Origin of the sequence: Nisaea denitrificans DSM 18348, assembly GCF_000426505.1 — a bacterium.
GTDB classification, from domain to species: Bacteria; Pseudomonadota; Alphaproteobacteria; order Thalassobaculales; family Thalassobaculaceae; genus Nisaea; species Nisaea denitrificans.
On record NZ_AUFM01000015.1, the window covers coordinates 42,512 to 62,239 of the forward strand.

Genomic DNA, 19,728 nt, shown 5'->3' on the forward strand with positions numbered 1-19,728 from the left:
AGGGTTACAATCGGTCAAAGCCAAGTCAAGGGACAGATTAACCCGTGGAGGAAATGCGAATGATTGAGAACGGGCTTATCGCAATCGACTGGGGAACCACCTGGCTGCGGGCCTACAAAATGTCCGCGAGTGGCGAAATTCTGGACACCCGCCATCCGCAGGCAGGCATCCGTAATCTGATGCGCGGAGAGCACGAGAGAATCTTCAAAGGAGTAACGGCCGACTGGCTGGGAGACGATCCGGACAACGCTCCGTTTATCGTCCTCAGCGGTATGATCAGCAGCCGGCAAGGTTGGGTGGAGTCGCCATATGCTCCATGTCCGGCCGATCCCCGCAGTCTGGCGTCGCTCGCCGTTCAACACCGGACACAGACCGGGCACCGTATCTGGTTCGCGCCAGGTCTCTGCACGACGATTGGCGGACGCTATGACGTCATTCGTGGTGAAGAGATGCATATTCTCGGTGCGCTGGATAAAATCGGCCCCGGCAGACACATCGTCTGTTTACCGGGAACCCACAGCAAATGGGCCGTTATCGAGGACGGCGTCATCCTCGACTTCAGAACCTACATGACAGGAGAGCTTTTCGAAGCGACACGCCGGCACACCATCATCGGGAAAATGATGGAGCACGACGCCTGGTTTGATTCAGGTTTTGACTTGGGACTGGAGGCCGCCGACGCGGATCGGGGGCTGCTTGGTGAGCTTTTCTCGATCAGATCGCGCACGCTGCTGGATTCCCTGCCGGTGGAACAAAGCGGCTCCTATCTGTCCGGACTTCTCATCGGCACCGAAATCCTCGAAGCCCGCCGGTTTCACGACATCGGGGAAGAGGTCTGCATTATAGGCAACCCTGCTCTCTCCGAACTCTATGTGCGTGCCAATACCCACCATGGTATACGCTCGCTCCAACTCGCGGAGACTATGGCTGCGCAGGGAATGTTCCTGTTAGCGAAGAGTCTTCAGGAACGCATGTGAGTGCGGAGCGACGAAGGGACGGGTATGACACCGAATGTCACCTTTCTCGGCATCGGGCGGATGGGTCTTTGCATGGCCACCAACATCGCCCGCGCCGGATTTCCACTGACGGTCTGGAACCGGACCTCTGGCAAGACCGACTCACTTGTCACCCACCACGCCACGATTGCTGAAAGCGCCGCGGAAGCGGTCGCCGGGGCGGATATCGTCTGCACCAGTGTCACCGACGCGAACGCCGTACGGGAGATCCTGTTCGAGCATGGCGTCGCCGATGCCATGAAGCCGGGCACGATCTTCTGCGACATGAGTTCCATCGCGCCCCAGGCCGAACAGGAATTCGATACCGCCCTGACCAAGCTCGGCATCCGTCATCTCGATGCGCCGGTTTCCGGCGGCACCCAAGGCGCCGAACTCGGCAGCCTTGCCATCATGGTCGGCGGCGAGAAAGATACCTTTGTCGAGGCGACCCCCGTGCTCGCCTCCATGGGCCGCCCGTTCCGGGTCGGTCCCTGCGGCGCCGGACAACTTACCAAGCTCTGCAACCAGGTGATCGTCGCCATCTCCATCGCCGGACTTTCCGAAGCGATGCTGCTGGCCGAGGCCGGCGGCGCCAATCCCGAGTCGGTACGCGACGCCCTGCGCGGCGGTTTCGCCGAAAGCCGCGTCCTGCAGGAACATGGCAACCGCATCATCGAGCGGAACTGGGGCCCGGGCGCCCAAATCAGCAATACGCTGAAGGATCTGGACACCGTGCTCCGCACCGCCAAGGAATGTGGCCTCGACCTGCCGTTTCTCAATCTCGCCCGCGATCTCTACAGCTCACTCAGCGCCCGCGGGCTTGCCGAGTACGACCAGACCGCCCTGCTGCTCGAGCTGGAGCACCGCAACGCCCCGCACCGGATCGGCGACAAGCCGGACAGCGGTCCGGGCGCGTAAGCGCTGCCAAGCTCACTGAACGACCGTCATCCCTGCGCACGCAGGGACCCAGCGACCGTAGAGCGACACCCGATGATCCCTGGGTCCCCGCATTCGCGAGGATGACAGGTTAGGGGTGGCGACAGGCGGATATCCTACGGGATCGCTTTCCGCGCCCGGAATTCGTCGAACAGTTCGATGAACATTTCCTGCGATCGCACATAGTCGTTGAAGCCCGCCATGCGGATTTTCAGGGTGTCGGTCATCACGTCCCAGTCGGTGCCGAAAACGTAGTCCGCAAAGGGCCACGCCGCGATATCGGCATAGGGCGTGTGCATCAAACCGTCGCGCTCCACGATCCGCTCCCAGAGCGGTGCCTTGTCCGCCATGAACTCGGTGAGCGGAATGGTCTGCACGTCCCCAAGGTCCATCTCGAAAAACTCGGCAAAACGGGGCCAGACATTCTTCCAGCGGAAGAAATCGCCGTTGGTGATGTTGAACACCTCGTTCTGCGCGCTGCCTGCCGTTGCCGCCCAGACCATCGAGCGCGCCAGCAGGGCCGAGTCCGTCACCTGATAAACGGCATCATAAGCACCCGGCTTGCCGGGGAAGCGCAGCGGCAGGCCGAGCTCCTTCGAGATCGTCGCGTAGACGGCGATGCAGGTAGTGATGTTCATCGGATTGCCGACGGCAAAGCCGCAGACTGTGTGCGGACGGAGAGCGGACCAGGTCCAGCGTTGTCCTTCCTGGGCCGCGCGCAGCCAGCTTTCCTGGGTGTGGTAGAAATTCGGCAGCATGTGCGGCGGATCTTCTTCCCGCGCCGGGGTCCGGAAGGGCCCGAGATGGCTGCCATAGATCTTGTTGCCTTCCATCAACTGGACATGCTCAAGCACGGGAGAGACCGCCGCCACAGGCTCCACCGTGTTGACCAGCATGGCGAGGTTTGGAGCGTCATGCGCCGCCCATGTCGGCCGGGCCTGGAAGGCTGTGTAGAAAATATGCGTGACGTCCGTCAGGTGTGCGAGCTTTGCTTCCGCGTCCGCACGGTCAAGCAGATCGACGGAAATGTAGGTCGCCTTGCTTGGAAAATCCGGGGCCCGGCGGCTCAGGCCGACAATGTCCCACCCGCCAGTTTCCTCGAGATGCTGGATCAGCCGGCGCCCGATAACCCCGAGCGCGCCAACCACCAATGCTTTCTTCCGCCCCATACCGTCCTCCACAATATTTTTGCGGGCAGTGTGAGAGGCATACACTCCGGCGTCAACGCAACAGGGCTGCGCGTCAGCGCTACCAGCCGGCTAACAGTCCCGGAGACATAAGCATTTCGTCAGGAAACTGTTGCCTGCTCGATCGTCGCCTGCGCCGCCGCAATGCGGGCCACCGGCAAGCGGTTCGGGGCACAAGACACGTAGTCGAGCCCAATGGAGTGGCAAAAGCGGACAGTCTTGGCATCGCCGCCATGCTCGCCGCAGATACCGATCAGCAATTGCGGATTCTCCGCCCGGCCGCGCTCGGTCGCGATCCGGACCAGCTCGCCGACTCCCTCGATATCGAGGGTGACGAAGGGGTCGAGATCGACCACGGAATTATTCATGTAGGTGGTCAGGAACGCGTCGGCATCGTCGCGTGACATGCCGAAGACAGTGCGTGTCAGATCGTCCGTGCCGAAGCTGAAGAAGTCCGCGCTCTTGGCGATCTCACCGGCGCGCAGGGCGGCGCGGGGCAGCTCGATCAGGGTACCGACCCGATAGCTGATGGTGCAGCCGGTCTCCTGCTCGACTTCCGCCGCCACCCGGTCGACGATGATCCGGACGAAATCGAACTCCCGCTTGCCGACGACCAGCGGCACAGTGATTTCCAGCGTTACCGTATCGCCAAACTCCTTCAGCACGTCGCTCGCGGCCACGAACATGGCGCGGACCTGCATGTCGGTGATTTCCGGATAGGAGATCGCCAGCCGGCAACCGCGATGTCCCAGCACCGGCACGATCTGACGCACCGCCGCGACACGCTTGCGCACGGCCTCGACCGGCAGGCCGAGAGCCTCCGCCGTTTCCTGATAATCCGCGTCGCTCTCCGGCAACACTTCGTCAAGCGGCGGATCGAGCAGGCGCACCGCGACAGGGAAGCCGCGCAACTCGCGGAACAGCTTGGTGAAATCCGCACGCTGCAACGGGAACAACCGGTCAAGCGACGGGCGTCGCTCCTTCTCGTTCCGGGCCAGGGTCAGCTCCCGCACGGTCATGATCCGCGACGGCGCAAAGAAGGTATGCTCCGTGCTGACCAGCCCGATGCCATCCGCCCCGAAAGCATGGGCGGCCCTGGCATCCTCCATGGTCTCGACATTGGCGCGCACGTCGAGCTTGCGGATCTCGTCGGCCCAGGACACCAGCGTCTTCAGATCTTCCGGAAGCTGCGGCTCAACGGTCGGAATACGGCCGAGATAGATGCCGCCGCCAGTACCGTCGAGAGTAATCGCGTCGCCATCCCGAACGGTCACGTCTCCAACGGTAAAGCAGGTGCCCTCGGCATCGATCCGGACCGAACTGGCCCCGCATATACAAGGTCGGCCCATACCGCGCGCCACCACCGCGGCATGGCTGGTCAGTCCGCCGCGCGCGGTGACGATGCCAACTGCGGCGTGCATGCCGTGAATGTCGTTCGGGCTGGTTTCCTTGCGGACGAGAATAACGTCCTCGCCGTCGCGGGACCGGCTAACGGCGTCGTCCGGATCAAACACTGCGATACCGCTTGCCGCCCCCGGCGAGGCAGGCAGGCCGCGGGCAATCGGCTCCGCCCCCGAGGAGGGATCGACGGACGGGTAGAGCAGGCTGTCAAGATTGTCCGGATTGACCCGCATGACAGCATCCTGGCGCGATATCAGACCTTCCCGTTCCATATCGACGGCAATCTTCAGACCGGCCTCGACGGTGCGCTTGGCGGACCGGGTCTGCAGCAGAAACAGCTCCCCGTCCTCGGCTGTGAATTCGATGTCCTGCACATCGCCATAATGACGTTCCAGCCGATCGCAGAGTGTCTGCAATTTGTCGAACAGGCCCGGCGCATGAGCGGAAAGCGCCTCCGCATCCTCCGCCGCGCCATGCATAGCGCTTTCCACGAGCGGCAACGGCGTGCGCAACCCTGCGACCACATCCTCGCCCTGGGCATTGGGCAGATATTCGCCGTACGGCTCTTTCACCCCGGTAGAGGGATTGCGGGTGAAGGCAACGCCGGTGACACTCTCCTGGCCGAGATTGCCAAACACCATGGCCTGCACGGTGACGGCGGTACCGGTTTCGTCCGGAATATCGTGGAGGGAGCGGTAGATCACCGCACGCTGGTTGTTCCAGGACCGGATGACCCCGCCGATCGCCCCCCAGAGCTGTTCGAAAGGATCTTCCGGGAAGCACTCACCGGACTCGTCCTCGACGATCTGCTTGAAGCGTACCGCCATCTCGGCAAAGGCATCGGCGGTAAGGTCGCGATCGAAATCCGCGCCGTGGTCTTCCTTGATCTCGTCGGCGGCCTCCTCGAACAGGAAACCGTCCACGTCGAGCACGACCTCGCCGTACATGTTGATGAAACGGCGGTAGCAATCGTAAGCAAAGCGGCGGTCATCGGATTTCCGGGCCAGCCCCTCGACCACGGCATCGTTGAGGCCGAGATTGAGTACCGTATCCATCATCCCGGGCATCGATGCAGCACCGCCGGAGCGCACGGAGACGAGCAGCGGGTTTTCCGGATCGCCAAACCGGGCGCCCCGTGCTTTTTCCAGCTGCGCGAGCCCTTCCCGGACCGACGCGTCCAGCGTGTCCGGGAAAGTGCCGTCATGGCTGTGATAATAACCGCAGACATCGGTGGTGATGGTAAAACCGGGCGGCACGGGCAGCCCGATAGCACTCATCTCGGCGAGATTGGCGCCCTTGGAGCCAAGCAGATCTTCCATACCGGCGGAGCCTTCTGCCGCTCCCCCGCCGAATGTGTAGATCCACTTCTCCATCGCGCCGCCGTCAGGCCTCTATCTTCGAGAAATCCGCGATCCTGTGCGCAGCCGACCCAACCCGCGCCAACAGCGCGAGGCGGTTCCGGCGCACCGCCGGATCATCGACATTGACCGTCACCTTGTCGAAGAAGGCATCGACCGGTCCGCGCAGCCCTGCAAGAGCCGCCATGGCCGCTTCGAAATCCTCACCGGCAAGCGCCTTGTCGGCTCCATCTTCGGCCACAATCAGGGCTTGTGAAAGCGCCTTCTCCTCGTCCTGCGCAAGCAGAGCGTCGTCGGTGGCGCCGTCATGGGTCGCACCGTCCTTCTTTTCCTCCGCCCGCACAATGTTGCCCGCCCGGCGAACGCCCGCCAGAAGGTTGGCGCCGTCATCGGTGGAAAGCACGGACTGCAATGCCGTCACACGAGCAAGCAGGCGGACCAGATCGTCCTCGCCGCCAAGCGCGAAAACTGCGGACACCAGATCGTGCCGCACACCGCCTTCGCGCAAATGAACCTTCAGGCGGTCGGCAAAGAAATCGAGAAGACCGTCCGGTGCACCAAGCCCCGGATAGAGCCCGGCAGCCTTCGTAAAAGCATCGCCCAGCGGCAGCCGCAGCTTGTTCTCGACGATCAGACGGATGACCCCGAGCGCTGCACGGCGCAGGGCGAACGGATCCTTGGAGCCGGTTGGTTTTTCATCGATGGCAAAGAACCCGGCAAGCGTATCCAGCTTGTCCGCGAGCGCGACAGCGATGCTCTCAGGCGCAGTCGGGCACCGGTCGTTCGGGCCCTGCGGCGCGTAGTGATCGGCGATGGCATCGGCCACTTCCGGTGCCTCGCCGTCATGCAATGCGTAATAGCGGCCCATGATGCCCTGCAGCTCCGGAAACTCGCCAACCATCTCGGTGACAAGGTCCGCCTTGCAGAGCGTCGCCGCGCGCTTCGCCTTGCCGGCATCGGCACCCGGCACATACGCCGCGAGCCATTCCGCCAGCGCTTCCAGCCGCCCGGCCTTGTCGGCGACAGTGCCAAGCTTCTGGTAGAACAGGATGTCGGACAACTTGCCTGTCCGGCTTTCCAGCTTCACCGCCCGGTCCTGATCCCAGAAGAATTTTGCGTCCGACAAGCGGGCGCGCAGAACCTTCTCGTTCCCGGCCCGGATGGTCGCATCCCGTTCCGGGTCCGCCGCCATGTTGGAAACGGTAATGAAGCGGCTGGCCAGCGTGCCGTCGGCATGCTCGGCGGAGAAATATTTCTGGTGGCTGCGCATGGAAGTCACCAGCGCTTCCGCCGGTACGTCCATGAAGGCATCGTCGATCCAGCCCATGATCGGCACCGGCCATTCGACCAGCCCGCAAACCTCTTCCAGCAGACCCTGATCCGGCTTCACCGTCAGACCTTCGGCCTTGGCGAGCGCGGCTGCGCCTTCCTCGATGATGCGCTTGCGCTCTTCCCGGTCGATAATGACGAAAGCCGCACGCAGCTTCGCCTGATAGTCCGCGAAGTCGCTGACCACAACGGCATCAGGCGCCAGGAAGCGATGGCCGCGCGTCTGGTTCGTGAAAGTCAGCGCGCCGCCGCCGAGATCGACAGCGCCATCCAGCGTCTCACCGCCGAACACCGCCAGCACGCCATGCATCGGGCGCACCCAGCGGAAGGCATGACGGCCCCAGCGCATGCTTTTCGGCCAGGCCAGTTCCTTCACCGCCTCGGCAAGAATGCCCGGCAGCACGGCACGGGTTTCCGCGCCCTTGGTTTCGACCACGGCATAGAGGAACGTCCCTTTCGGGGTTTCCCGCTTCTCGCACTGGTCCAGCGTCAGGCCGACGGACCCGAGGAAACCCGCCAGGGCTTTCTCCGGCGCATCGGCTTTCGGGCCACGGCGTTCCTCACTGGTGTCCGGCTGCTTGTCCGGCAGACCGTCGATCACGGCGATCAGGCGGCGTGGCGTGACATGCGCGGTGGCGGAGCTGTATTCCAGACCGGCTTTCTTCAGCTTCTGGGTCAGCAGGGAGAGCAGGTCGTCCGCCGCCTTCTTCTGCATCCGGGCCGGAATTTCCTCACTGAAGAGTTCGACGAGCAACTCAGACATTGGCCGCCTCCGTGCTCTCGGCCTTACCGGCCTCGACCCACCGCTCGCAACAGCGCTTTGCCAGCGCCCGGACCCGGCCGATATAGGCCTGCCGTTCGGTCACGCTGATCACCCCGCGCGCATCCAGAAGGTTGAAGGTATGGCTGGCCTTCATGCACTGATCATATGCCGGCAGCGGCAACGGCCGCTCGTCAGCTAGAATGCGCTCGCACTCGGCTTCGGCGTCCTTGAAGTGCTGGAACAGGGCATCCGTTCCGGCGATCTCGAAGTTCCAGGTGGAGAATTCACGCTCGGCCTGCTGGAAGATATCGGCGTAGGTCTTGCCGCCCTCTTCCTTCGGCACGCCGTCCCAGTCGAGCTCGAAGATCGAATCGACGCCTTGGATATAGGTCGCAATGCGCTCCAGCCCGTAGGTCAGCTCCAGCGGAACCGGATCGCAATCGATGCCGCCGACCTGCTGGAAGTAGGTGTACTGGGAGATTTCCATACCGTCGCACCAGATCTCCCAGCCAAGCCCCCAGGCGCCCAGCGTCGGGCTTTCCCAGTCATCCTCGACGAAACGGATATCGTGCTTCATCGGATCGAGGCCGATGGCTTTCAGGGAGCCGAGATAAAGCTCCTGGCTGTCCGCCGGAGACGGTTTGATCAGCGCCTGGAACTGGTAATAATGCTGGAGGCGGTTCGGGTTCTCGCCATAGCGGCCATCTGTCGGACGGCGCGAGGGCTGCACATAAGCCGCCTTCCAGATATCGTCCGGACCGAGCGAACGCAGGGTCGTCGCCGGGTGGAACGTACCCGCGCCGACTTCCATGTCATAAGGCTGCAGGATCACGCATCCCTTGCTCGCCCAATAGCTCTGCAAGGTGAGAATGAGAGACTGAAAATCCGTCCGCGGCGCGGATTCGGCCGAACTCGACATCGGGTATGGCTCGCTTGCTCGAAAGTTTTGCAGTGCGGCAACGTAATGGAACCGTCATGGCCCGGGCAAGCGGGAGTTTTGCAGATTTAGTAGATGGGACCGGAAGCGATAGGATTAGATGTCGGCAATCTGTTCCTCGAGCCATCTCCTTGCGTCTGCTGCATCATCGAAACGCTCCCAGCGCAAACCGACCGAATCGTAGAATTTGCGGATCTGTTCGATGATGAATTCCCGGAACTCCGTGGAGTGCACAACGAACGCCGCAGCGCAAAGCCCGCGTTCCATATGTCCTATTATCAGCTCATTGCATCGCGCCGTTGCGTCATTCGTCATGATGGCGTGATCCCCGAGCTCAACCAGAATGCCGCAAGGACGCTCACCATTCCCGTCCAGAAATCGGTCGACTTCGGCACCGATCTGATCGATCTGCTCGATATTAGTCGCACCCGCGACCCGCATATGCATGATTCCTGCGCCGCACCTGATGGAAAAGTCACCATGTGGCTCGAATTATGTCACTGTTCCGCTCCTCTTGCTGGAACGAACCGGGCCCCTTCGGAACATTCAATCGAATTGGTTGATCGAAGATGAATCACATGCATTTTCTGGATCTTGCCGATCGAATAGCCGCCGAGTGCGGCCTACCAGACGACGAGCGAGCACAGGGTCGTCGCCGGGCGGAACGTACCCGCGCCGATTTCCATATCGTAAGGCTGCAGGATCACGCATCCCTTGCTCGCCCAATAGCTCTGCAAGGTAAGAATGAGGGACTGGAAATCGATTCGCGGAACCGCTTCACCGAATATCGACATAGCAGTTCGCTCGCATTTTTAGGATTTCGCGGTGCAGCAAAGTAATGGAAGCTCCGCCACCACGGCAAGCGGTGAGTGCGCAGATCCCTGCAAAGACAAAAAAATGACCGGAACAAGCGGTGTCCGGAAACCGACCAAGAGCGCCCGCATTGCGCTGCCTCATGTCGTAAAATTGAGGTCACGGGTTCCGAAACCCCTGAAAACCAATATGTTTCCCCCAGCGGATTCGTCAGGGCTTCCTAATAACAAGGTTCTTGGGCATCCCCAATAATCGGGCGGTACGCCGAGACTCGTCCCACATAGTGTCTTTTTCGATCGAAGCTGAAATTTTCATTTTATCACAAATATCAATCAGAAATTTCCCAGGATAATAGAAATTATGAACTCCTTGAAACACAATATCGTCACCGGCATCCGTAAATGACGCAATAAAAACGCCACCTTTTCGCAACAATGAATGAACATATCGGATTATTTTCATCATGACTTCAGGCGGACAATGCGTGAATACGGAAAGCGCCACCGCAATATCAAATGAATTCTCCGGTAATCTTGGGAAAACACCATTTTTTATATGATACAAATTTGGTTTTTTTTCAGCCAGCCGGGGTAGATTGACACGCTGGGCTCCTATCTCGATCGCTGCCTCGGAGATATCCATGCCGACGTAGCATGATTCGTTGAGGTACTTGATGACATGCTGACCAGACGCGACTGTTGCGCACCCGTAATCGAGATATCTATGTTCCGGCTTCAGGCCAAAATCTTTCTTCAAAAAACCGAGTTCAGGAGAGCGATCCGCGCCATCGAACAACCTAGGTTGTCCCTTGAGAATGGCGCTCTGACGCACGTCATAAAACTGCTCCCATCCCGCGAAATCTGATGCCACCATGTTGTCAAAGAGCTGTTGCTCGCCCCCGACTAGACTGAGGCCCGGGTATTTAAACGCCTGACGATCTTCAACATGCACAATTTTGTAAGTCACGAGTTCTTCCCATTCGGGGTTAGCTGGGTAATTAGACCGAGATAAAGGCCACTATTTCAGATACCTATGAAACAGATGACGGAAACGCGCCTCGTCCAAGGGCGAGCCCGGCTTGAGTTCGTCAGGCAAATCTTCAAAAGCAATTCTGTCCGGCTGGTCCAGCGTGGACAGATCAAGGCACCACTGAATCGTCAACATCAACCGATGCCCCGTTCCCAGCTTTGTCGCCCGGTGAAGCCCCCGGGTATCTTCAAGGATGACTGTGCCGGCAGGTCCCCCGAAAAAAACGGCCCTGTCCGGAAAGACCTTTTCCACAGCCCAGTCATCCCACCGCTGGATGTTCACCAGTGCTTTCTTTTGTGCCTCGGTGAAAACTCCGGATTTGTTTGCGGCCTCAGAGATTCCCTCGGCTGTCTGGCTTCCGGGGACAAATCCGTGCGGACCGTTGTCGTTCCCTACATCCGAGAGGTAGACGAACATCTTCATGAACGCGATGGAATCCTTGTCCGAATGCCAATCCCCTGAAGCAACGTCTTCACCATTTCCCGCAATGTTCAATGTGAACTCGAAGCCGCCGACATATGGCAACGCACCGAGATATTGCTCCACAACCCCCAAAAACCCGGGATTGGTCGCGAGCTTGGCCACCGCAGGATAGGCTAGGATATTGGCTGCGCCTGCTTTGTTCGCATAAGTCGTCGAATAGGACGTCCAGCCGGGATTGGTCAGTACTTCGTTCAGGTCCATGATAGAGTCTGGATCCTTCGCAGCGCCAAATGGCGCACTCTCCGCGGAATGCCTCAGAGCGTCCGTCACCGGCTTGGGAAGTGCTGCTTTCGCGAAGCCATTGCTTCTGAGAGATTGCAGAAGCGCTTCTCCTGATTGTGAAGAGGATATTTCGGCGCGTGACAGGTTCCGGGTATACCAGCGGGTGTGCTGAGCCAGTATCTTCGATAGCTCCTGCTTCAGGTAACGGTCGTTTGAGCGCTGAAGATGAGTCAAAAGCCCGGCATGCCATTCCGGGATCGTCTCATCCGGAAAGATCGCCCGCTCGCCAGCATATATTCGCTTCAATACGATATCATCGCTTGGATCTTGCTGATTTTTCTGCTTCTCATTCATCGAAATAAACCTTCTGCGCTCCGCTGCAGGCAAGTTCCAAGCGCGGAGCATCGATTAACTACTTCGGAATACTAGAAGGGTCCGCTGCGCGCATAAAGCAAAGAAGCACCTCCCTAGTCCGAGATAAACCCCAGCCCGTCACGAGCCGCCCAAGCCAGCTGGCGCCAGTCCCGGCCTGATCCCCACTGGCGGAGTCTCACCCAGCAACAGCGCTCTGAACCGGGACAGCTTGTTATTCTTGTCGAGCTAGTTTCTCACCCCTAAACCCAGCCTCTGCGATCCTAGCCTCAAGCCACGGTTTGGCCGCCTCGTAACTGTCGACCGTGCACCAGGGCACACCCGCTTTGTTGTACAAGCCGCCAATCTGTGCAGAGATAATGAGACGGTGATCTGAATTGACGAGATTGAGTGCGGACGCACACAGCCCCTTCTCAACACGCTCAGTAATGCTCCGCGCCAGCAGCGCTTCAGCCTCTGGAGTGAGAATTACATGCTGATCGTAGACCGAATACATAGCAAACGGGGCTCCTGCAAAAGCCTCGACCAGAGAGCCAACCTCCCGCACATATACTTCGATGGTTTCCCTGTTTACCGCGCCGGAAGCAACAAGTTTGATAATGTTTCCATCAATCTCGAGAGTATATTCACCATGACGCGCGAAGGCAGGCATAACAAAAGCTCCCGTCGTTTTCCATTACGATAGGTTCTGGACAGAAAACGGTTAAGAAACACCACCATTCTGAAGATCATCAACCATATGTCTTTTCGAGCATTTCCAGAGCCCGGATCATTGCGTCGCCTTCATCTTCCACTTCTTGCCATGGCACCCCGATCGCATCGAGAACGCGCGTTACCTGCGCCCGCACCAGCGTCTTGAACTCGGCCTCGCTATCAAAGAAAAAGGCGACTCCAGCCCACCCTCGGGCGACGCGGCCGACGGCACTGGTGATCCAGGCATCCTCGGCCTCGGGGGTCATCACCATGCCGCCATTGAAGTTGCAGATCATGACGTAAGGGCCGCCTTTGAAGCCCTCCACGATTTCGTTCGCGCGGTGATTGTGGAGGCGCAGCATCTCAAGATTGACGAAACCTGACGCGGCAACACGGATCACTCGGTCGTGTTCCGGATCCAGCCAGATTTCGTAATTCCCGTGAGGGGCATAATCGGGCACGTGCGTTACCCACTGACTTTTTCGATCCGATAGCGGGTATGGGCGTCATCAACGCTTTCCCAAGCCCGCTTCTGCCATTCGGCCTTGGCTTCCTCGTAGGATGTGAAAGGCCCCACCCGGTTCTCGGGAGAGCCATCCACCGTCTCGCTGAAATCCGTCGACTTGTAGGTTCCGCCGACAACCCAGAACTGCTCCGAGCCATCGTCCCAGATCCGGTAGCGGGTGTGGGCGTCGTCCACATGCTCCCAGGCCAGCTTTCCCCAAACGGATTTCGCCGTTTCATAGTCCGGGAAAGGACCGATCTTGGTCTCCGCGTCACCGCCCTTGATATGCGTGAAGGAGGTGTCCGTGTATTCGCCGCCAATTACCCAAAAGGCCATGACAAAACTCCGTGCCATATTTGTGAGTCTGGTATACCGCGACAGACCAGCGCTATCAATCGCAGTGCACCATACTCACGACGCTCGCCGCTGGTCGCGGCCCTGCCTCCCGGTTATATCTGACGACGCGTCTGCAAGACGCACAGAACCGACGGAGTGCTTTCATGCCCTTTTCTTCCCTGCGCGACTTCATGGCCCAGCTTGAGAGCAAGGGACGACTGGTCCGGGTCAGCGAGCCGATCTCGCCCGTCCTGGAAATGACGGAGATCCAGACCCGCCTGCTGGCTGAGGGTGGCCCGGCGGTGCTGTTCGAGAATGTCATCGGACCGGACGGGAAAAAGTACGACATGCCCGCGCTGGCCAATCTGTTCGGCACGGTGGAACGGGTCGCCTGGGGTATGGACCGGGAGCCGGACCAGCTCCGCGAGGTCGGCGAGACCCTGGCCTTCCTCCGCCAGCCGGAACCGCCAGGCGGATGGCGAGAGGCGCTGGACATGCTGCCGTTGCTGAAAACCGTGATGGCGATGAAGCCGCGCACGGTCGGCTACGGCCCCTGCCAGGACGTGATCATGGAAGGAGACGACATCGATCTCTCCTGCCTGCCGATCCAGAGCTGCTGGCCGGGTGAGCCCGCGCCACTGATCACCTGGCCGCTGGTGGTCACGAAAGGGCCTGGCCAGCGCAAGGAAGACGATTTCAATCTTGGCATCTACCGCATGCAGGTGCTGGGCAAGGACAAGACCCTGATGCGCTGGCTGAAGCATCGCGGCGGCGCCCAGCATTATCAGCGCTGGAAGAACGAGAAGCCGGAGCCGCTGCCCGCTGCCGTGGTGATCGGCGCCGACCCGGGCACGATCCTCGCCGCCGTGACGCCGGTGCCGGATACGCTCAGCGAGTACCAGTTCGCCGGATTACTGCGCGGCAAGAAAGTCGATCTGGTCGATTGCAAGACGGTGCCGCTGAAAGTGCCTGCCGAAGCCGAAATCGTCATCGAAGGCTATGTCTCGCTCGAAGAGTATGGCGACGAGGGTCCCTATGGCGACCACACCGGCTACTATAATTCGGTCGAGCAATTCCCGGTCTTCAACGTCTCCGCCATTACCATGCGGCGCGACCCGATTTACCTGACCACCTTCACCGGCCGCCCACCGGACGAGCCGTCGGTGCTCGGCGAGGGATTGAACGAGGTCTTCATCCCGCTGATCCAGCAGCAATTCCCCGAGATCGTGGATTTCTGGCTGCCGCCGGAAGGCTGCTCCTACCGGATCGCGGTCATCTCCATGAAGAAGGCTTATCCGGGCCATGCCAAGCGGGTGATGATGGGCGCCTGGTCCTATCTCAGGCAGTTCATGTACACGAAATGGCTGATCATCGTGGACGACGACATCAACGCCCGCGACTGGAAGGATGTCATGTGGGCGATATCGACCCGGATGGACCCGGTCCGGGACGTGACGATGATCGAGAACACGCCGATCGACTATCTCGATTTCGCCAGCCCGGAATCCGGTCTCGGCGGCAAGATCGGTCTCGACGCCACCAACAAATGGCCACCCGAGACCAAGCGGGAATGGGGCGAGGAAATCCGGATGGACCAGGACATCATCGATCTGGTCGACCGGAAATGGTCCTCGCTCGGACTGCCGGGCAGCGGCAAACCGATCTGGAAATAGTCCGGCGCTCTACTTCGCCGGGTAGTCCCGCTCGATCCGCGCATTGTCCCAGGCGTCCAGCGCCGCGTCGACTTCAAGCATGGCGTTCAGGAAGCCGGTGCGGCAGGCGGCGATATCGTCTGTCTGGTGCCCTTCCTCCGCCTGCTCGACCCAGCAGTCGAACTGGGCCTGGGCACGGGCAGAGGCATGCGGCGCCAAAATCCGGGAATCCCGGTCAAAGGCCGAAATCAATCGGTCCCGGGACGATTGCAGTGCCGGACGCTGAGCCTCGCCGAGTTTCCAGTCGGCAAGATCTTCGGGCGGCACGGTTTCGCCCCGGGCGGATGCGAGGGTCTTTTCCGCGAAATGCTCGGCATCGATCCAGTCCGCCATATCATCCGCCTCATAGAGCGCAAAGCGACGGTATTCGGCGGCTAGACTGCGCTCGAACCCGTCACGGGTATCGATCTGGTCACGGACAGCGTCAACGCCGTCATAGAGTTGGAACATCTGGGCGGCGGCCGCTTCGGCAGTGGCCGGGATCAGCATGACGGAGACGGCAAAAGCTGTGAGAATCCGTTTCATCGGTTCCTCCTTCTCAACAGTGGGGTGAGCATGGTTTAGCGGTCGGCTTTGACGGGAACAGGACGGGTTTCGCCACATTCGAACCGCAATCCTGAGCCGCCAAACCGCAATCCCGGACCGGCCCTCGGTTGCGTGCGCCGCCGATCCGCCCTATGTCTCAATCGGTTCTGTGACGGAGACGGAAAAGACATGTCAGATATCGGCGGACTAGACCTGCTGGACAGCCTGATCGCCAAGGCCCGAAAGGCCGGCGCCGAGACGGCGGACGCCATTTATCTTACCGGGCGCTCGCTTTCCGTCTCCCAGCGTTTGGGTAAACCGGAAGCGGTCGAACGCGCCGAAGGCAACGATATCGGTCTGCGCGTTCTGGTCGGGAAACAGCAGGCTTCGGTCTCCGGCTCCGATACAAGGCCCGACGCTCTCAACGAACTTGTCGAGCGGGCAGTTGCCATGGCCAAGGTTGCGCCGGAAGATCCTTTTGCCGGGATTGCCGACGCCAGCCAGATCGCCGGCACCAGCCCTGAAATAGAAATGTTCGATCCGTATGAGCCATCTGCCGAAGACCTTACAAATCTGGCGGCCGCCGCCGAAGAAGCCGGTCTCGCAGTCAAGGGCATTACCAATTCGGAAGGCGGGGACGCCGGCTGGAGCACCACCGAAGTTGCCTTCGCGGCAAGCAACGGATTTTCAGGTCAATATCAGCGCTCCAGCTTCTCCGTCTCCGCCGTCATGCTCGCAGGCGAAGGTCAGGGCATGGAGCGGGACTACGATTATACCGCCAAGGTCTTTTTCGCGGATCTTGAGGATGCCGCCGAGATCGGTCGCCGGGCAGGCGAACGGACGATCCGCCGTCTGAACCCGCAGCGCCCGTCGTCGCAGCGTGTTCCGGTGATCTTCGACCCGCGGGTCAGCCGCTCGCTGCTCGGACACCTCTCCTCCGCCATCAATGGCGTGTCGATCGCGCGGGGCACGAGTTTCCTGAAAGACAAGATGGGCGAGCAGATCTTCGCCGATAGCATCCGTATCGTCGACGACCCGCTGCGCGACAGGGGCTTCCGCTCCCGCCCGTTCGACGCCGAGGGTCTGCCGACCGAAAAGCAGATGATCGTGGAAGATGGTCGTCTCGCCTCCTGGATCCTCGATCTGTCGACGGCGCGGCAGCTCGGGCTGGAGAGCAATGGGCACGCCTCACGCGGCGTCGGCGGACCGCCGAGCCCGTCAGTCACGAACCTTTATCTGGAGCCGGGCGATACAAGCCCCGAGGACCTGATCAAATCGGTTGGCACCGGTCTCTACATCACCGACATGATGGGCTCCAGCGTCAGCACCGTGACCGGAGATTACAGCCGGGGCGCAGGCGGCTTCTGGATCGAGAACGGCGAGCTGGCCTATCCGGTATCCGAAATTACCGTTGCAGGGCACCTCACGGAAATCTTCCGGAACATGACGCCAGCAAACGATCTGACATTCAAATACGGCACCGACGCGCCGACCATTCGCGTCGATGGCCTAACCCTTGCCGGATCGAACGCATAGGCCTTTCGGTTTCTTTCACTAATTCGTGACTCGAAAACTCTGGCAATTACGATTGGGCCACCCCAGATCAGGCCCAATCGAGAAATTTCCTATGGAGTCCGAAGATGAGCTGCAAACGTAGCTTGCCGCGCCTGTTCCTTGTGCTTGTCGCTGTTGGACTGGCTGCTGCAGTGTCCCGCGACCCGACAGACGCGTCCGAAATGAATTTGATCGACCCGACAATCAGCGCACACCGGGGCCTCGCCATCGGCGGATACGATCCGGTTGCCTATTTCACAGACTATGCCGCCGTCCATGGGGACGAAACGTATGCCGTTGAATTCGACGGTATACGGTTTCTTTTCAAAAACGCCGACAATCGCCACCAGTTCCTGCAGGATCCCAATCGCTATATGCCTCAATTCGGTGGCCACAGCACCTTTGCCCTCGCCAAAGGCAAGCTGTATGGCGCAGACCCGACGGTCTTCGACATCATCGACGGCCGCCTTTATCTCAGCCGCAACGAACGGGTGCAGGAGCTCTGGCACCGAAACCCCGACGGCTATATCCGTCAGGCGGAAGAGAACTGGTCGGAGCTTAGCGGTGGCTAACCTCCGACTCGCCTAACAACCTCCTCTGGGCACCACCAGCTTGAGCGGTTGCGACGGCAGGGAAATACTGGCGGGGAGATTGGTCACGATATCCCCGTCCGCCTGCACAGGGTCGCCACTATAGGCTCCCTCCTCGGCCCAGATTGACACCGACCGGGTCTGGACGATCCGGTAGCCGGCCGTCGATGGAAGCCGGCCCATCATCATGTTCGCCGCATAGCGCACCGCGTTCCACCGCCCTGCCCGTTCGAACAGGCAGACATGCAGGATGTCCGCATCCAGCCTGGCGTCGGGCGCGCAGATGAATGTTCCACCATAATAATGGGCTTTCGCGACCACGACCGAGGCCGCCTTGTAGGTGTGGCCATTGATCGCCACCCGGTAATAATGCGGCTTGTAGGATGCCAGCTCTGACAAGGTGGTCAGCACGTAGGCGCCTTTGCCGAGCCGGGCTTTCACCCGTGTGTTCACATTGGCCACCACATCCGCATCGAGACCGACCCCGGCCATCAAGGTAAATCGGTGGCCGTTCACATCGCCTGTATGAGCATCGATGACCGGACCGCGCCAGATCGTATCGGCGATCGCCTCGGCCTTCACTTTCAGGCCAATCTCGGCGGCCAGCACGTTCGCCGTGCCGAGCGGCAGGATGGCCAGCGGCAAATCGCCACCGCTCATCCCGTTCACCACCTCGTTGATGGTTCCGTCCCCGCCAGCGGCCACCACCGCGTCCGGTGCATTTTCCGCTTTCATCAAACTGTGCTGCCGGGCGTGGCGGGCAAAGGCTTCGGCATCGCCCCGCGCTCCGGTCTCCAGAATCGTGACATCGACGCCATGCGCCTTCAGTCGCTCGATGACGGATGAGAAAAGCGGATAGCGCCGTTGTCCCGCCTTTGGATTGTAGATCACAACCACATGGTTCCGGCCATCTCCGGCATCGGACACCAGCGGATCGCTTCCCTTCACCCGGACCGAATCGCCGGTGATTTGATCCAAGTGAAACTCCCGCTCGCGGATTTTTCGCAGCAAAAAAGATGACAGTTTTATTAAGCGACCGCTGCTCTTGATAAATATAAATCGTTTTTTTGTTACGAATTCATGAAGTCATACAAAGTTCATTTTACAAAATATGGGGTGATTCATAATAGAGCGCACAACACACATTGGCCAAAAGCGGTTTTCATTCAAGATCCGGTAAGTTTTCAGAGACGGGATGACGGTAAATGAACAGCCAGAAGGGTATTGACCGTTACCGGGCAATCTGGATTTCCGACATTCATCTTGGGACCAAGGGGTGCCAGGCCGAATACCTTCTCGATTTTCTGAAACATACGGAATCCGATTATCTCTATCTGGTCGGCGATATCATCGATATCTGGCGCATGAAGCGCTCCTGGTCCTGGAAGCAGAGCCATAACGACGTGCTGCAGAAGCTGCTGCGCAAGGCGCGCAAAGGCACCAAGGTTATGTTCCTTCCGGGCAACCACGACGAAATGTTCCGCGGATTCCTCGGCGAGAATTTCGGGCAGATCGAGGTCCGGGACGAGCATATCCATGTCACCCGGGACGGCCGCCGCTTCCTGATCCTGCACGGCGACCAGTACGACGTGGTGGTGAAGTACAACAAGTGGCTCGCGCTGGTCGGTGACGGTGCCTACAACCTCGCCCTCACGCTCAATACCCATTTCAACCAGATCCGCCGCTTCCTCGGCTATCCCTACTGGTCGCTCTCCGCCTACCTGAAGAACAAGGCGAAGCGCGCGGTCGAGTTCATCGGCAATTTCGAACACGCACTGGCCGACGAGGCTTCGAAACGGGGCGTCGACGGCATTATCTGCGGCCACATCCACAAGGCCGAGATGAAGCAGATCGGTGACGTCACCTACTGCAACGACGGTGACTGGGTGGAAAGCTGCACGGCGCTTGTCGAGCATGCGGACGGCCGTATGGAAATCCTCAACTGGGCCGAGGTGAGACAACTCACCTTCGCCTGAGGCGGTAAGCCC

Annotated in this window: 18 protein-coding genes and 1 pseudogene; 7 read left to right on the forward strand and 12 right to left on the reverse strand. The window is 60.0% G+C overall.

Annotated elements, in window-relative coordinates; translation table 11 throughout:
* The first annotated feature begins 59 nt into the window (after positions 1–59).
* A complete protein-coding gene (locus tag K328_RS0110620) occupies positions 60–977 on the forward strand; it encodes a 2-dehydro-3-deoxygalactonokinase (RefSeq protein WP_028465960.1) in 918 nt (305 codons plus the stop codon).
* Between the two features lie 24 nt (positions 978–1,001).
* Complete coding sequence (locus K328_RS0110625) at positions 1,002–1,913, forward strand: NAD(P)-dependent oxidoreductase (RefSeq protein WP_028465961.1); 912 nt, start codon at positions 1,002–1,004, stop codon at positions 1,911–1,913.
* A 134-nt stretch (positions 1,914–2,047) separates the two neighbouring features.
* On the opposite strand, the gene K328_RS0110630 is transcribed toward K328_RS0110625, so the two are convergent.
* The 4 genes from K328_RS0110630 to K328_RS0110645 all read right to left on the reverse strand — a co-directional run bounded on the left by K328_RS0110630 (position 2,048) and on the right by K328_RS0110645 (position 8,888).
* Positions 2,048–3,100, reverse strand: coding sequence for an SDR family oxidoreductase (locus K328_RS0110630; protein WP_028465962.1), 1,053 nt, complete (start codon positions 3,098–3,100; stop codon positions 2,048–2,050).
* Between the two features lie 119 nt (positions 3,101–3,219).
* Positions 3,220–5,892 carry a pyruvate, phosphate dikinase gene (gene ppdK / locus K328_RS0110635; protein WP_028465963.1) on the reverse strand — a complete coding sequence of 891 codons (2,673 nt, stop codon included), beginning with the start codon at positions 5,890–5,892 and terminating at the stop codon, positions 3,220–3,222.
* 10 nt (positions 5,893–5,902) lie between these two features.
* Positions 5,903–7,969, reverse strand: coding sequence for a glycine--tRNA ligase subunit beta (gene glyS / locus K328_RS0110640; RefSeq protein WP_028465964.1), 2,067 nt, complete (start codon positions 7,967–7,969; stop codon positions 5,903–5,905).
* A complete protein-coding gene (locus tag K328_RS0110645) occupies positions 7,962–8,888 on the reverse strand; it encodes a glycine--tRNA ligase subunit alpha (RefSeq protein WP_028465965.1) in 927 nt (308 codons plus the stop codon). The genes glyS and K328_RS0110645 overlap by 8 nt, the downstream gene beginning before the upstream one ends.
* 93 nt (positions 8,889–8,981) lie before the next feature.
* On the opposite strand from K328_RS0110645, the gene K328_RS26865 reads away from it, so the two are divergent.
* Entirely contained in the window at positions 8,982–9,479 is a 498-nt protein-coding gene (locus tag K328_RS26865) for a hypothetical protein (protein WP_169721198.1), read from the forward strand.
* 62 nt (positions 9,480–9,541) lie between these two features.
* Here the strand turns inward: K328_RS26865 and K328_RS26360 are convergent.
* The 6 genes and pseudogenes from K328_RS26360 to K328_RS0110680 all read right to left on the reverse strand — a co-directional run.
* A pseudogene (locus tag K328_RS26360) lies at positions 9,542–9,700 on the reverse strand (glycine--tRNA ligase subunit alpha); the annotation flags it as partial.
* 229 nt (positions 9,701–9,929) lie between these two features.
* Positions 9,930–10,685, reverse strand: a complete 756-nt coding sequence (locus K328_RS0110660) for a class I SAM-dependent methyltransferase (RefSeq protein WP_028465967.1) — start codon at positions 10,683–10,685, stop codon at positions 9,930–9,932.
* A 51-nt stretch (positions 10,686–10,736) separates the two neighbouring features.
* Entirely contained in the window at positions 10,737–11,807 is a 1,071-nt protein-coding gene (locus K328_RS0110665) for a phytanoyl-CoA dioxygenase family protein (RefSeq protein ID WP_028465968.1), read from the reverse strand.
* Positions 11,808–12,039: 232 nt separating this feature from the next.
* The gene (locus tag K328_RS0110670; protein ID WP_028465969.1) at positions 12,040–12,477 is read right to left on the reverse strand and encodes a hypothetical protein; all 438 of its coding nucleotides are present in this window, start codon (positions 12,475–12,477) and stop codon (positions 12,040–12,042) included.
* A 79-nt stretch (positions 12,478–12,556) separates the two neighbouring features.
* The gene (locus K328_RS0110675) at positions 12,557–12,979 is read right to left on the reverse strand and encodes a hypothetical protein (protein WP_028465970.1); all 423 of its coding nucleotides are present in this window, start codon (positions 12,977–12,979) and stop codon (positions 12,557–12,559) included.
* Between the two features lie 5 nt (positions 12,980–12,984).
* On the reverse strand, positions 12,985–13,359 hold the full coding sequence (locus K328_RS0110680) for a DUF4170 domain-containing protein (protein WP_036553867.1): 375 nt from the start codon (positions 13,357–13,359) through the stop codon (positions 12,985–12,987).
* 164 nt (positions 13,360–13,523) lie between these two features.
* On the opposite strand from K328_RS0110680, the gene K328_RS0110685 reads away from it, so the two are divergent.
* Positions 13,524–15,032 (forward strand): UbiD family decarboxylase, encoded by a 1,509-nt coding sequence (locus K328_RS0110685; protein WP_028465972.1) that lies wholly within the window; start codon positions 13,524–13,526, stop codon positions 15,030–15,032.
* 9 nt (positions 15,033–15,041) lie between these two features.
* Here K328_RS0110685 and K328_RS23505 read toward each other — a convergent pair whose 3' ends face one another.
* The gene (locus K328_RS23505; protein WP_051284787.1) at positions 15,042–15,596 is read right to left on the reverse strand and encodes a hypothetical protein; all 555 of its coding nucleotides are present in this window, start codon (positions 15,594–15,596) and stop codon (positions 15,042–15,044) included.
* Positions 15,597–15,785: 189 nt separating this feature from the next.
* Between K328_RS23505 and K328_RS0110695 the strand changes: the two genes are divergently transcribed.
* Both K328_RS0110695 and K328_RS0110700 read left to right on the forward strand, forming a co-directional pair.
* Positions 15,786–17,132: a TldD/PmbA family protein gene (locus K328_RS0110695; RefSeq protein ID WP_028465973.1), complete on the forward strand. Its 1,347-nt coding sequence runs from the start codon at positions 15,786–15,788 to the stop codon at positions 17,130–17,132.
* Between the two features lie 104 nt (positions 17,133–17,236).
* Complete coding sequence (locus tag K328_RS0110700) at positions 17,237–17,722, forward strand: YHS domain-containing (seleno)protein (protein ID WP_028465974.1); 486 nt, start codon at positions 17,237–17,239, stop codon at positions 17,720–17,722.
* Positions 17,723–17,734: 12 nt separating this feature from the next.
* Here K328_RS0110700 and K328_RS23510 read toward each other — a convergent pair whose 3' ends face one another.
* Complete coding sequence (locus tag K328_RS23510) at positions 17,735–18,718, reverse strand: diacylglycerol/lipid kinase family protein (protein WP_051284788.1); 984 nt, start codon at positions 18,716–18,718, stop codon at positions 17,735–17,737.
* 227 nt (positions 18,719–18,945) lie between these two features.
* On the opposite strand from K328_RS23510, the gene K328_RS0110710 reads away from it, so the two are divergent.
* Complete coding sequence (locus tag K328_RS0110710) at positions 18,946–19,716, forward strand: UDP-2,3-diacylglucosamine diphosphatase (RefSeq protein ID WP_028465975.1); 771 nt, start codon at positions 18,946–18,948, stop codon at positions 19,714–19,716.
* Positions 19,717–19,728 lie beyond the last annotated feature (12 nt).

Coding starts and splice junctions, on each gene's coding strand:
- K328_RS0110665 (WP_028465968.1), bottom strand. CDS start 11,807: ATGAATGAGAAGCAGAAAAATCAGCAAGATCCAAGCGATGATATCGTA.
- K328_RS0110670 (WP_028465969.1), bottom strand. CDS start 12,477: ATGCCTGCCTTCGCGCGTCATGGTGAATATACTCTCGAGATTGATGGA.
- K328_RS0110630 (WP_028465962.1), bottom strand. CDS start 3,100: ATGGGGCGGAAGAAAGCATTGGTGGTTGGCGCGCTCGGGGTTATCGGG.
- K328_RS0110710 (WP_028465975.1), top strand. CDS start 18,946: ATGAACAGCCAGAAGGGTATTGACCGTTACCGGGCAATCTGGATTTCC.
- K328_RS0110620 (WP_028465960.1), top strand. CDS start 60: ATGATTGAGAACGGGCTTATCGCAATCGACTGGGGAACCACCTGGCTG.
- K328_RS0110645 (WP_028465965.1), bottom strand. CDS start 8,888: ATGTCGAGTTCGGCCGAATCCGCGCCGCGGACGGATTTTCAGTCTCTC.
- K328_RS0110680 (WP_036553867.1), bottom strand. CDS start 13,359: ATGGCCTTTTGGGTAATTGGCGGCGAATACACGGACACCTCCTTCACG.
- K328_RS26865 (WP_169721198.1), top strand. CDS start 8,982: ATGGGACCGGAAGCGATAGGATTAGATGTCGGCAATCTGTTCCTCGAG.
- glyS (WP_028465964.1), bottom strand. CDS start 7,969: ATGTCTGAGTTGCTCGTCGAACTCTTCAGTGAGGAAATTCCGGCCCGG.
- K328_RS0110625 (WP_028465961.1), top strand. CDS start 1,002: ATGACACCGAATGTCACCTTTCTCGGCATCGGGCGGATGGGTCTTTGC.
- ppdK (WP_028465963.1), bottom strand. CDS start 5,892: ATGGAGAAGTGGATCTACACATTCGGCGGGGGAGCGGCAGAAGGCTCC.
- K328_RS0110685 (WP_028465972.1), top strand. CDS start 13,524: ATGCCCTTTTCTTCCCTGCGCGACTTCATGGCCCAGCTTGAGAGCAAG.
- K328_RS0110695 (WP_028465973.1), top strand. CDS start 15,786: ATGTCAGATATCGGCGGACTAGACCTGCTGGACAGCCTGATCGCCAAG.
- K328_RS0110700 (WP_028465974.1), top strand. CDS start 17,237: ATGAGCTGCAAACGTAGCTTGCCGCGCCTGTTCCTTGTGCTTGTCGCT.
- K328_RS23505 (WP_051284787.1), bottom strand. CDS start 15,596: ATGAAACGGATTCTCACAGCTTTTGCCGTCTCCGTCATGCTGATCCCG.